Origin of the sequence: Aurantimonas sp. HBX-1 (assembly GCF_021391535.1) — a bacterium.
Lineage (GTDB): Bacteria > Pseudomonadota > Alphaproteobacteria > Rhizobiales > Rhizobiaceae > Aurantimonas.
Genome location: NZ_CP090066.1, coordinates 800,416 through 812,692 on the forward strand (window position 1 = coordinate 800,416; position 12,277 = coordinate 812,692).

Below are 12,277 nucleotides of genomic sequence, written 5' to 3' on the forward strand. Positions count from 1 at the left end.
CAGGTCGTCACTGGATGCGCGGCGGCTGCGACAGGTCGATCGGCGCGCCCGGGCCGGCCGATGCCGGCGGCGTCGGTGACGCCGGTGCCGGCTGGGTCGCCGGCGGCGCCGCGGGAGCCGGGGCTCCGCCACCAAGGGCATTGTTGAAGTCGAGCGGCGGCAGGCCCATCGACGGGGCAGGGGCTGCCGGCGCGGGCGCCGGCTTTGCGGCGCCGCCGGGCGCCGGTGTCGCCGCCCCGCCAGCCGGGGGTGCGCCGAGCGGCGGCATGCCGAGCGGCGGCAGGCCGAGCGGATTGTTCTGCGGCGCACCGTTGCCGACACCCGAGGCCCCGCCGAGCGGCGGCAGGCCACCTTCGCCGCCGAAATTCGGGATCTGCAGCTGGATGGCCGACGGATCCTGCACCGGCGCCGTGGATTTGTAGCGCATGACCATCTGCGGGAACAGGATCGTCAGGCCGACCATGACCAGCTGGATGCAGACGAACGGGATGGCGCCCCGATAGATCTGCCCGGTGGTCACCGGCTCCATCCGCTTGCCGGTGACCCGGTCGAGATACGGCACGCGGGCCGCCACGGAGCGCAGGTAGAACAGCGCGAAGCCGAACGGCGGATGCATGAACGAGGTCTGCATGTTCAGCCCGAGCAGCACCCCGAAGAAGATCAGGTCGATGCCCAGCTTGTCCGCCGCCGGTGCCAGCAGCGGCACGATGATGAAGGCGAGCTCGAAGAAGTCGAGGAAGAACGCCAGGAAGAAGACCAGGATGTTGACGACGATGAGGAAGCCGGTCTGGCCGCCGGGCACGGCCGTCAGCAGCTCCTCGACCCAGACATGGCCGTTGACGCCGTAGAAGGTCAGCGAGAATACCCGGGCGCCGATCAGGATGAACAGCACGAAGGCCGACAGCTTGGTGGTCGACTCCATCGCCTGGGTCATCAGCGAGAGGTTCAGCCGGCGCTTGCCGAAGGCGAGGATCAGCGCGCCGACGGCGCCCATCGCGCCGCCCTCGGTCGGTGTCGCGATGCCGAGGAAGATGGTGCCGAGGACGAGGAAGATCAGCGCCAGCGGCGGGATCAGGACGATGATCACCTGCTGCGTCAGGTAGGACAGCAGCGGCAGCTTGAGCGCCTTGTTGAGGACGGCGACGAAATACACCGCCAGGATCGCGATCGTGGCACCCCAGATGCCCGCGCCCTGCTCGACTTCGCCTTCCAGGAAGACCGTCGCGAGATAGGCCAGGATGATCGCCCCGGCGGCGGCGAAGATCAACGAGGTGACGCCGTGGCCGAGCGTGCGCGCTTCCTTCGGCAGGGCCGGCGCGGCGTTCGGGTAGATCATCGTCATCGCGAAGACGTAGAGGACGTAGAGCCCGGTCAGAACCAGCGCCGGAACGAGCGCGCCGGAATACATGTCGCCGACGGAGCGGCCGAGCTGGTCGGCGAGGACGATCAGCACCAGCGAGGGCGGGATGATCTGGGCGAGCGTGCCGGAGGCGACGATGACGCCCGAGGCCAGCCGGCGATCGTAGCCATAGCGCAGCATGATCGGCAGCGAGATCAGGCCCATGGCGATCACCGAGGCGGCGACGACGCCGGTCGTGGCGGCCAGCAGCGCGCCGACGAAGATCACCGCGTAGGCGAGGCCGCCGCGCAGCGGGCCGAACAGCTGGCCGATCGTGTCGAGCAGGTCCTCGGCCATGCCGGAGCGCTCGAGGATCAACCCCATGAAGGTGAAGAACGGGATGGCGAGCAGCGTGTCGTTCGACATGACGCCGCCGAAGAAGCGATCGGGCAGGGCGCCGAGCAGCGGCCAGAACAGATTGATGTCGTTCGACAGCGGCGCCAGTTCGACGCCGATGATGAAGAACAGGAGGCCGTTGGCGGCCAGCGAGAACGCCACCGGGTAGCCGAGCAGCAGGAAGATGATCAGCGAGCCGAACATGATCGGCGCGAGATTGTGGGCGACGAACTCGATCATCGGATCACTCCCGGGCCGCCTTCGCGCGGCTTGTCTGCAGGCGGCTCGGCGCCGCCTTGCGGCTGGTCGGGAGCAAGGGCGGCGAGTTCAGGCGCCTCGGCATGCGCCGACCCCATCGGTGTCGTGTCCTCGACACCGAAGAACATCACGCCGACGCGCTTGATGAGCTCGGAGATCGCCTGCAGGAAAAGCAGCGCGAAGCCGGCCAGCAGCAGTGCCTTGGCCGGCCAGAGGATCAGCCCGCCGGCATTCGGCGAGGTCTCGCCGCGCATGAAGGACTGCAGCACGTAGGGGTAGAGCAACCAGAGCATCAGCATCGTGAACGGCAGCAGCATGAAGATGTGGCCGAGCAGGTCGATCCAGTCGCGCGTCCGCTTCGACACGACGTTCGACACGATGTCGACGCGAATGTGCTCGTTTTTCAAGAGGGTCCAGGCGGCGGCGAGCATGAAGATCGCGCCGAACAGGTACCACTGCAGTTCCAGCCAGGCGTTGGAGGAGATGTCGAAGGCCTTGCGGATGACCGCGTTGCCGGCGCTGACCAGCACCACGACCAGGACCAGCCAGGACACGCCGCGACCGACGAAGGTCGTCACGCGGTCGATGCCGCGGGAAAAAGCCATGAGCGCCGACATTGTGCCTCGCCTCCCTCGTGTGCCCCGTCGATGGACCGGTTCGTGCGCGCGAGACGAGTGCGGCTCCGTCCTGCTCCTTCTGCGCGCCGGCGGCGCGGCCGAAGGTGCAGGGGAATCAGGCGTCGTCGTCGCTATGGTAGACCCGTATCGCCCGGCTGCCCGGGATGCGGTCCGTTAAGGAAATTCCGGCGCCTATGCAAGGGCGCTGCATTTATCCGCTACAAATCTAACTCCGGGCAGGCCCGGGCACCGAAAGGTTTTGACCTCGCCGCGCAGGCGTCCCAAAACAGTCGGGGAAACAGGATGTTGACGGTGGGTGCGCTACGCGCCGCCGCTCGCGGGAGGTTCCGCCTCATGGCCATGCGCAGTGTTTCGCTGGACGACAAGTACGACCTGTCGGTGCCCGACGTGTTCCTGTCCGGGACCCAGGCCGTGGTGCGGCTGGTGTTGCTGCAGGCACATCTCGACCGCCAGGCCGGCCATGACACGGCCGGTTACGTTACCGGCTATCGCGGCTCGCCGCTGGGCGGGCTCGACCAGCAGTTCCTGAGGGCGGCGGCGCGGCTCAAGCAGCAGAACATCGTCTTCGAGCCGGGCCTCAACGAGGATCTCGCCGCGACCGCCCTCTGGGGCACCCAGCAGGCGGAAGTGCGCGGCGAGGGCCGCCACGACGGCGTCTTCGGCATCTGGTACGGCAAGGGCCCGGGCGTCGACCGATCCGGCGACGCCTTCCGCCACGCCAATCTGGCGGGCACCTCGCGGCTCGGCGGCGTGCTGGCGCTGATGGGCGACGACCACACCTGCGAATCCTCCACCACCGCCCATCAGTCGGAGTTCGCCTTCGTCGACGCGATGATCCCGATCTTCAACCCGGCCGGCGTGCAGGAGATACTCGACTACGGCCTCGCCGGCTTTGCCCTGTCGCGCTTCTCGGGACTGTGGACCGGGATGAAATGCGTCAAGGACAACATCGAATCCACCGCCACGGTGCATGCCGCTTCCGCCGGGGGAACGTTCGTGCTGCCGGAAGCTGCCATGCCGCCCGGCGGCCTCAACATCCGGCGCGCCGCCCATCCGCTGGAGCAGGAGGCGCTGCTGCACGATTTCCGGCTGCCGGCGGCGCGCGCCTTCATCGCCGCCAACCGCTTCAACCGGATCACCCATTCGGGCGGGCGCGCGCCGCGGATCGGCATCCTGTCGCTCGGCAAGTCGTGGCTTGACGTCGAGCAGGCCCTGGCGGGTCTCGGGATCGACGAGCTCGGTGCGGCGAATTGCGGCATCCGCCTCGGCAAGGTCGGGGTGCCCTGGCCGCTCGACCCGGCCTTCGTGCGCAGTTTCGCCGAGGGCCTGGAACTGGTCGTCGTCGTCGAGGAGAAGCGCGGTCTCGTCGAGCCGCAGATGAAGGAGATCCTCTACGGAACCGCGAACGCGCCGCTGATCATCGGCAAGGCCGACGAGGCGGGGCACACGCTGTTCACGCCGAAGGCCTCGCTGGATGCCAACGACATCGCGGTGGCGATCGGCCGGCGCGTCCTGGAGCGCCAGCCCAACGAGCGTCTCGCGGCGGCCGTGGCGGGCATCGAGAAGCTGCAGGCGGGTGCCCACAGCGCACCGGAATACGCGCTGCGGACGCCGTATTTCTGCGCCGGCTGCCCGCACAACAGCTCGACGCGCGTGCCGGAGGGTGCCCGTGCCTATGCCGGCATCGGCTGCCACTACATGGCGCAGTGGATGGATCGTTCGACCGAGGGCTTCACCCAGATGGGCGGCGAGGGCGCCAACTGGATCGGCGAGCGGCACTTCTCCAGTCGCGGACACGTGTTCCAGAATCTCGGCGACGGCACCTACAACCATTCCGGCGCGCTCGCCCTGCGCGCCGCCTCCGCCTCCGGGGCCAACGTCACCTACAAGATCCTCTTCAACGACGCCGTGGCGATGACCGGCGGCCAGCGCCACGAGGGCGGGCTGTCGGTGCCGGCGATCGCGGCGCAGGTCCTCGCGGAGGGCGCAAAGCGGGTGGTGGTCGTCTCGGACGAGCCGGCCAAGCACGAAGGCGACCCGCGCCTGCCCGCCGGCACCAGGCTGTTCCACCGCTCGGAACTCGACACCGTGCAGCGGGACCTCGCGGCAACCGAAGGCCTGACGGTGCTGATCTACGACCAGACTTGCGCGGCCGAGAAGCGCCGGCGGCGCAAGCGCGGTGCGTTTCCCGATCCCGACCGGCGGGTGGTCATCAACGAGCGGGTCTGCGAGGGCTGCGGCGATTGCGGCGTGCAGTCGAACTGCGTCGCGGTGACCGCCGTCGAGACCGAGTTCGGCCGCAAGCGCCAGATCGACCAGTCGGCCTGCAACAAGGATTTCTCCTGCCTCGAGGGGTTCTGTCCGTCCTTCGTCACCGTCCATGGCGGGATCGCGCATGAGGCGGAACGGCGCCGCGAGGCCGCGCCCACCGTGCCGGAGCCCGAGACCGCGGCGCTCGACGAGCCCATGGGCATCGTCATCACCGGCGTCGGCGGCACCGGGGTGGTCACGATCGGTGCGATCATCGGCATGGCGGCGCATCTCGACGGCCGCGGCGCCGGGATCATCGACATGGCCGGGCTCGCCCAGAAGGGCGGGGCGGTGATGAGCCATGTGCGGATCGCCCCGACGCCGGCCGACGTCAAGTCGATCCGGGTCGCCGCGGGCCAGGCGCGGCTGGTCATCGGCTGCGACATGGTCACCGCGGCCTCCGCCAAGGTCCGCTCGACGATCACACGGGGCAAGACCACCGTCGTCCTCAACAGCCACGAGACGCTGTCGGGCGAGTTCACCCGCAACGTCGATTTCTCGTTTCCGACGCGGCGGCTGCTGGAGGCGCTCGGCGAGGCGGCTGGCAGGGAGCGGCTTCGCGTCATCGATGCGGAGCGCATTGCCGTGGCGCTGTTCGGCGACGCGATCTTCGCCAACATGCTGATGCTGGGCCTTGCCTTCCAGACCGGCGCGCTGCCGATCTCGCGGCAGGCGATCCGCGACGCGCTGACGATGAACGGCGTGGCGGTCGACACCAATCTCGCCGCCTTCGAATGGGGCCGGGCGATCGCCCATGACCCTTCGTCCATTCCGGCAACCGAGGCAGCCGCCGGAAGCGGCGCCGGCCTCGACCACCGCCGCCTGTCGGAAAGCCTCGACGAAGCGGTGGCCCGGCGGGCAGCGGATCTCGCCGCCTATCAGGATGCGGCCTTCGCCGAGCGTTACAACGCGCGGATCGCGTCAATCCGGGCAGCGGAAGCGCGCGTCGCGCCGGGCCGCGAGGAGCTGGCGGATGCCGCGGCGCGGCAGCTCTACCGGATGATGGCGCAGAAGGACGAGTACGAGGTGGCGCGGCTCTACACCGACGGAAGCTTCGCGGCGCAGCTCGGCGAGCGCTTCGCGCGCTACGACCGGCTGGAGTTCCATCTGGCGCCGCCGATCATGGGCGAGGACGGGCCGAACGGCCGACCCCGCAAGCGCCGCTTCGGGCCTTGGATGATATTCGGCTTCCGGGCGCTGGCGGCGATGCGGCGGGTCCGGGGCACGGTGCTGGATCCCTTCCGCCTTTCCGCCGAACGCAAGGCCGAACGCGCCGAGCTGGCGGCCTACGAGGCGACGCTCGACGGGATCCTTGCCGACCTCTCGCCGGGCAATCACCAGGCGGCCGCGGCGCTTGCGCGCTGGCCGGAAACGCTGAAGGGCTACGGCCCGGTCCGGCGGCGCTTCGCCGCCGAGGCGGCGGCGAAGCGGGTTGAAGCCGAAGCCGCCTTTGCCGGCGCCGTGCGCGTCGCGGAAGCCGCCGAATAGTGGAGCGCCCCGTCCCGCGGCCGATCACCCCGGAATGGCTGTTCCGGACCGCCGCGCATTATCTGGAGCGCTACGCCTCCACCACCGCCAACCTCCAGCGCGTGCTGGAGCGCAAGGTGATGCGCAGAGCCCATGCGCGCGGCGAGGATGCCGCCGAGCACCTCGGCCTGGTCGAGACGACGGTGGCGCGCTTCGTCGAACTCGGGCTCGTCGACGATCGGGCGTTCGCGGAGGGCCGTCTCGCGAGCCTTCGCCGGCGCGGCACCTCGCGGCGGATGACCACGGCGAAGCTTCTCGAAAAGGGCGTCGAGAAGGCGCTGGTGGAGGAACTCGTTGCGGCCGACGAGACCAGCGAGCGCGGTGCGGCGCAGGCCTATGCCAAGCGCCGGCGGCTGGGGCCGTGGCGGAGCCGCCAGCGCGAGGAACGGCGCGACCGTGACGTCGCGGCGATGGTGCGGGCTGGTTTCGCGTTCCCCGACGCCGCGGCAGCCATCGACAGCGATGCGGACGCGGACGAAGCCTAGCGGGCGGCGCGACGACGCCTGCGAGTCCGGGCCATACTCGCCGGGATCGCGAAAAGGCCGCATTGGAGAGTCGGAACCCGTTTGCCGACAGTACGTTAGCCTTCCCGAACACCGATCATGAACCGGATGCAACGCCCCGCGGCGACACGTGGGGATTGCGCCGCCGTGGTCGAAAATGAAGGAACCAACATCATGCCGAACATCAATCAGGCCAAGATCGCCATACTCGCCACCGACGGCTTCGAGCAGTCCGAGCTCTTCGAGCCGCTGGAGAAGCTGCGACAGGCGGGCGCCGAAGTTCATGTCCTTTCGACCAAGTCCGGCTCCATCAAGGCTTGGGACAAGGACGACTGGGGCAAGACCGTGCCGGTCGACAAGCTGCTCTCCGAGGTTCGCGTCTCCGAGTATGACGGCCTCGTCCTGCCGGGCGGACAGATCAACCCGGACGTGCTGCGCGCCGATCCCAAGGTGGTCAGCTTCGTGCGCGAGTTCTTCAACTCGAAGAAGCCGCTCGCCGCGATCTGCCATGCGCCGTGGCTGCTGATCGAGGCCGACGTGGTCCGCGGGCGGAGCGTCACCTCGTTCAAGTCGATCAAGACCGATGTGGTCAATGCCGGCGGCAACTGGGAGGATTCCGAGGTCGTGGTCGACGAGGCGTTGATCACCTCGCGCAACCCCGGCGACCTGCCGGCCTTCATCGCCAAGATCATCGAGGAGGTCGAAGAGGGCAGGCACGAGGACCGCAAGGTCGCCTGACCGCCTAAGGCCGCTCAGACAATCAGTAACAATGACGGCCGGCGCCCCCAGCGCCGGCCGTTTTCGTGCGCGCCGAATCCGGGGCGGCCACCGGTCGCCGGCGGCGTTGCCACGGCCGAGCCTGTTCGTGTATGTGGCTGACCAGCGCATATGGAGACGATCGCATGGCCGGCACGCCCGAATTCGACATCAACAACCCCGCGGAAATGGACTATCCCGAGCACGAGCGGACCTATTCCCGCTTTCTGGCGATGACCAAGTGGGGCTCTGCCACCATCCTGGCGATCCTCGTCGGCATGCTGGTGGGACTGATCGCAGGCGCCGGCGTGATTGCCTCCGTGTTCTCGTTCCTGATCGTCATGGCGATCGCCTGGATCGTCTTCCGCTGATTGAAGCTGCGGCCCCGGCATCTGACTGACGGCTGGCGCAGATCTGGCGGCGCGTGCCTGCCGAAAGCATCTCCCGACGCAAAGAGGCCCGCGGAGCGATCCGCGGGCCTCTTTCTATGGCAGTGGCTGGGGGCGCTTACTGCTGGATGATCGTCGTGCGCTTCTCGATGACGACCGGCTGCGGAGCGACCGGTTCCAGCGTGAACTTGGTCACGCCGATCGCGGCATTGATGCCCTCCTGCGCCTGGACGCTGACCGGCTGCAGCGAGTAGCTGTTGTCGGCTCCGCCCACCAGAACGTTGGCGCCGCCGCCGACGACCGCCGAAGCATCGGCGCTGGCGCCGACATAGGTGCCCGCGAGCGCGCTCGGCTGATAGCCGCCGTCGCCCGCCGCCACCACGGCCCAGCTCATCACGGTACGGCCGGTGACGCCGACGTCGAGGCCGAACGTGTCGAGGGTCGCCTTGTAGCGCTCCACCGGGCCGCCGTCGGCCGGCGTGAAGTCACAGACCAGGTCTTCGGAGGAGCCGATGATGAAGCCGGTGTTACCATCGCTGCTGCAGCCGAGCAGGCCGACTTCGCCAGCCGACGCGGCGCCGACGGCGAGGGGAGACATGGCCAGGGCCGCCGCAAGGGCGACGGAAGAGATGACGGTTTTCATGGGAATTATCCTTTTGACGTAATGCCCGCTTCGGCGGCAGAACCGCCGAAGCCTCAAGGAGTTCCCGAAATGCCGCGACCGGGCGGAAGATAATCCCAACCTGCGCCGCCGCGGACCGGCCGTCAGGCGCCGGCCGGTCCGCTGGTCCGCGCCATGCCGTCCTTGGCCGGACGGTAATTGGGATCGAGCTGCGCCGCCCGGGCGTAGGAGCGGAAGGCGCGCTGGCGGTCGCCGCGCCGTTCGAAGATGACCGCCTGGTTGGTCCAGTACTCGGCCTTCTTGTCGTCGAGCTTCAGCGCGGCGTTGAAGTCGGTGAAGGCGTTCTCCTCGTCTCCCAGCGCAAGGTAGGAAACGCCGCGGCCGGAATAGGGCTCTGGCGCCGTCGCCTGCAGGGAGATCGAGGTGGAGAAATCCTCGATCGCCTGCTTGTGCTGGCCGTCGAGCTGATAGAGCAGGCCGCGATTGTGGTAGGCGCGCGGGTCGGTGGTGTTGAGATCGATCGCCCGCTGGAAGTCCGCGAGCGCCTCCTGGTTGCGACCGGCGACGCGGTAGACGTTGCCCCGGCCGATATAGGCGGAATCGTAGTTCGGATTGATCCGCAGGGCGGCGTTGTAGTCCTCGATCGCCAGCGCCGGCTGGTTGGTCTGGCGATAGATCAGCGCGCGGTTGGCGTAGGCCTGGTAGAAATTCGGGTCGAGCCGGATCGCGGTGGCGAAATCGGCGATGGCGGCATCGTACTGACCGGCGCGGCCATAGGCCGTACCCCGCACGTTGTAGACTTCCGGATTGCTCGGGTTGGCGTTCACCGTCTGGGTCAGCGATGCGATGTTCTGGTCGAGACCCTGGTTCTGGTCGAGCGCGATGGCCTGGACGAGCGGCGCATTCGATCCGTCCGACTGGCAGGCGGCGAGCGACGCGAGCATCAGCAGTGCGGCGGCGCGGGGCAGCACAGCGGCGGTCCGTCCCGGGCCTCGGCTGGAAAGGCCTGCCAGGGCTTCATGCATCGGGCGGGTGCCGGGCTCCCGGACGGTTCTCTGCGACTGCGGCATTGGCTGACACTTCCCCCTGAGGCGACTTGCGGCCACGAATATCGTGCCGCCGCGCGTGCGGGGCGCGGCTCGCCCGTGACCGATCCGGACCCGACCCCTCTGGACCCTGACCCATGCAACAATCAAGCAGAAAGGCGGCGAGGCCAACCCCGCCGCCTTTCTGCTAGTTTCGGATATGGCCGAAAGGATGGCGCCTAGAGGCTGCGCCCGCCGGCTACCAGGCCCTCGCGCTGGGCGCGCTTGCGCGCCAGCTTGCGGGCGCGGCGGACCGCCTCGGCCTTCTCGCGGGCGCGCTTCTCCGAGGGCTTCTCATAATGGTTCCGCATCTTCATCTCACGGAAGATGCCCTCGCGCTGCAGCTTCTTCTTCAGGGCGCGAAGAGCCTGATCGACATTGTTGTCGCGGACGAGTACCTGCACCTGGCGTTCCGTTCCTGGGGTCTTGCGGCGGTCGGCTCCCACAGGCCATTCCCCCGCGAAGACGAATCTTCGAGAGCGTTTTCGCCTTAACAGACTCGCTTCCGCTTGTCGAGACGACGCGTAGCGGCCGCCGGAGACGGCGTTGCGGCCGGCGGCCGTGCCTATTCCGCGGCGTCGGCTGCGTCGGAAAGATCGGCCTCGACCACGTTGCGGGCGGAGAATTCGGCGGCGCGCCGGAAGGCCTCGTCGGAGTCTCCCCGGAACGACAGGACCCGGCTCATCGCGCTGCGCCGGCGCGGCACGTCGACGAGGTCGAGGCGTCCGGTCCCGACCAGCGTCGAGATCTTCTGGATCGCCCCGAGCAGCACGTAGTCGGCATCCGCCCGTTCGGCCGCGTCGACGGCGTCCTCGACGCTCAGCGAGCCGACGCCGCATTCGGGCAGCGCGCATTCGAGCGGCACCACCTCGAAGCGGCCGGTGGCGGCGATCCGCTCGCGCAGCACGGTCTCGAACAATTCGACCCGCTGGCGGTGCTCGCTGTCGCGGTCGCCAGGTTCGCCCGACGTATCGAGATAGTAGAAATCGGCCAGCGCGATGCGCGGCACATCGGCGGCAGCGGCGGGCGATGCCGGCAGCAGGGCCGCGGCGAAAGCGGCCAGCAAGGCGAGGCGGGTCTTCGTCATCGGCATTGTCTCCTCCCCGTTCCGGGCGGCTTCGCCGTCTCCGGTCGGTGCGAAACCTAGCCCACGGGCCGGCGGGCTGTCACGCGTCCTGCGCCGCCGGATGCGCGACGGCGTGCGACGCTGCCCGGGTGAAACACCGAGACGGCTGCCAAGTTTGCGCCGCCGACGGCTTCACGTGGCGGCGGAAGTCGTGTTTACGGAACGGAAGACTATCGGCCGGGCGCGACGCGCCCCAGGATCACGGACGGGTACATGAGCGACATCAGGCGAGACAGGGATCGGGTGGCAGGCATCGCATCGGGCAGCGTCCGGCGCATCTCCTGGGGAGCCATCGCGGCAGGCACGCTGCTCGCGCTCGCCATCCAGTTCATGCTGGGGCTGCTCGGGCTCGGCATCGGGCTCTCGAGCATCGATCCGGTCGGACGGGGCGACGTCGACGCCAGCGCCTTAGCCTCGGCCGGCGGCCTCTGGACGGTCGCGGTGGTGCTGATCGGCCTGTTCGTCGGCGCCTTCGCCGCCGGGCGCCTCGCGGGCCAGCCGGAAAAGACCGATGCGATGCTGCATGGCGCCGTGACCTGGGCGGCATCGACGCTGCTGGTCATCTATCTGCTGACGAGCAGCGCATCGGTGGTGCTCGGTGGCGCCTTCGGGGCGATCGGCAACTCGATCCAGGGCCTTGCCCAGGCCGCGCAGGCCATGGCGCCGGGGACCGTGGACGGCCTGGCGGGACCGCTGCGCGGCGAGGCCGAGGCGATGCTGCGCCAGAGCCGGCAGGCGTCGCCTGCCGCCGTGCCGGAAGCCGAGGGCGAGGCGCCGGCCGCCGAAGCCCCGCGCCAGCCAAGCAGTGCCGAAGACATCGCCGCCGCCATCGGCACGATCGTCGCCGGCGTCGACGAGGCCGCCACCGCCGAGGAACGCCAGGCAGCGGTCGACGCCATCGCCCGCGAGGCCGGCATCCCCGAGGCGGAGGCGCGCCAGCGCCTGCAGCGTTTCCAGCAGCGCTATGACGAGGCGGTCCGCGCGGCACGCCAGGCGGCCGACGTCGCGGCCGGCGCGGTCTCGACAGCATCCTTCGGGGCGTTCATCGCCCTCCTGCTCGGTCTCGTCGTCGGGGCAATCGGCGGTCTCGCCGGACGGCCGAGCCGCCCGCTGATCTGAGCCCCTGCGCTGATCCGGCACGAGCGGCTGAAGCAGCGGCGGCCGGAACAAGGGAAATCGCGCTGCCGTAACGCTTGCATGAGAGATCGCGACCCGACCGAGTCGCGATCTCGGCCCGCTGCGTCACCGACGGTCGCATTCTGAGCACGGTCCTGCGGCATCCCGGCTAGAGCTGTGACGGTGTCCCGCCATTGCCCCGGCCGACAGCG

11 protein-coding genes are annotated in these 12,277 nt (G+C 69.1%); 5 read left to right on the forward strand and 6 right to left on the reverse strand.

The window, feature by feature from the left end; translation table 11 throughout:
* Positions 1-7 precede the first annotated feature (7 nt).
* Both LXB15_RS03700 and LXB15_RS03705 read right to left on the reverse strand, forming a co-directional pair.
* Entirely contained in the window at positions 8-1,975 is a 1,968-nt protein-coding gene (locus LXB15_RS03700; RefSeq protein ID WP_233950936.1) for a TRAP transporter large permease subunit, read from the reverse strand.
* Positions 1,972-2,610 (reverse strand): TRAP transporter small permease subunit, encoded by a 639-nt coding sequence (locus LXB15_RS03705; RefSeq protein WP_233950937.1) that lies wholly within the window; start codon positions 2,608-2,610, stop codon positions 1,972-1,974. The genes LXB15_RS03700 and LXB15_RS03705 overlap by 4 nt, the downstream gene beginning before the upstream one ends.
* A gap of 354 nt (positions 2,611-2,964) precedes the next feature.
* Here LXB15_RS03705 and LXB15_RS03710 point away from each other — a divergent pair, with 354 nt between their 5' ends.
* The 4 genes from LXB15_RS03710 (at position 2,965) to LXB15_RS03725 (ending at position 8,098) form a co-directional block, all read left to right on the forward strand.
* The gene (locus tag LXB15_RS03710; protein WP_233950938.1) at positions 2,965-6,429 is read left to right on the forward strand and encodes an indolepyruvate ferredoxin oxidoreductase family protein; all 3,465 of its coding nucleotides are present in this window, start codon (positions 2,965-2,967) and stop codon (positions 6,427-6,429) included.
* On the forward strand, positions 6,429-6,953 hold the full coding sequence (locus LXB15_RS03715; protein WP_233950939.1) for a regulatory protein RecX: 525 nt from the start codon (positions 6,429-6,431) through the stop codon (positions 6,951-6,953). Before LXB15_RS03710 ends, LXB15_RS03715 begins: the two co-directional genes overlap by 1 nt.
* A gap of 192 nt (positions 6,954-7,145) precedes the next feature.
* Positions 7,146-7,709: a type 1 glutamine amidotransferase domain-containing protein gene (locus tag LXB15_RS03720; protein WP_233950940.1), complete on the forward strand. Its 564-nt coding sequence runs from the start codon at positions 7,146-7,148 to the stop codon at positions 7,707-7,709.
* Between the two features lie 164 nt (positions 7,710-7,873).
* Entirely contained in the window at positions 7,874-8,098 is a 225-nt protein-coding gene (locus LXB15_RS03725; RefSeq protein WP_233950941.1) for an aa3-type cytochrome c oxidase subunit IV, read from the forward strand.
* Between the two features lie 136 nt (positions 8,099-8,234).
* Here LXB15_RS03725 and LXB15_RS03730 read toward each other — a convergent pair whose 3' ends face one another.
* The 4 genes from LXB15_RS03730 to LXB15_RS03745 all read right to left on the reverse strand — a co-directional run bounded on the left by LXB15_RS03730 (position 8,235) and on the right by LXB15_RS03745 (position 10,910).
* Positions 8,235-8,759, reverse strand: a complete 525-nt coding sequence (locus LXB15_RS03730; RefSeq protein WP_233950942.1) for a DUF992 domain-containing protein — start codon at positions 8,757-8,759, stop codon at positions 8,235-8,237.
* Between the two features lie 122 nt (positions 8,760-8,881).
* Positions 8,882-9,682: a tetratricopeptide repeat protein gene (locus LXB15_RS03735; RefSeq protein ID WP_233953038.1), complete on the reverse strand. Its 801-nt coding sequence runs from the start codon at positions 9,680-9,682 to the stop codon at positions 8,882-8,884.
* 320 nt (positions 9,683-10,002) lie between these two features.
* Complete coding sequence (gene rpsU, locus LXB15_RS03740; protein ID WP_370640168.1) at positions 10,003-10,227, reverse strand: 30S ribosomal protein S21; 225 nt, start codon at positions 10,225-10,227, stop codon at positions 10,003-10,005.
* Positions 10,228-10,388: 161 nt separating this feature from the next.
* A complete protein-coding gene (locus LXB15_RS03745) occupies positions 10,389-10,910 on the reverse strand; it encodes a DUF2380 domain-containing protein (RefSeq protein ID WP_233950944.1) in 522 nt (173 codons plus the stop codon).
* Positions 10,911-11,162: 252 nt separating this feature from the next.
* Here LXB15_RS03745 and LXB15_RS03750 point away from each other — a divergent pair, with 252 nt between their 5' ends.
* A complete protein-coding gene (locus LXB15_RS03750) occupies positions 11,163-12,068 on the forward strand; it encodes a hypothetical protein (RefSeq protein WP_233950945.1) in 906 nt (301 codons plus the stop codon).
* Positions 12,069-12,277: the final 209 nt, after the last annotated feature.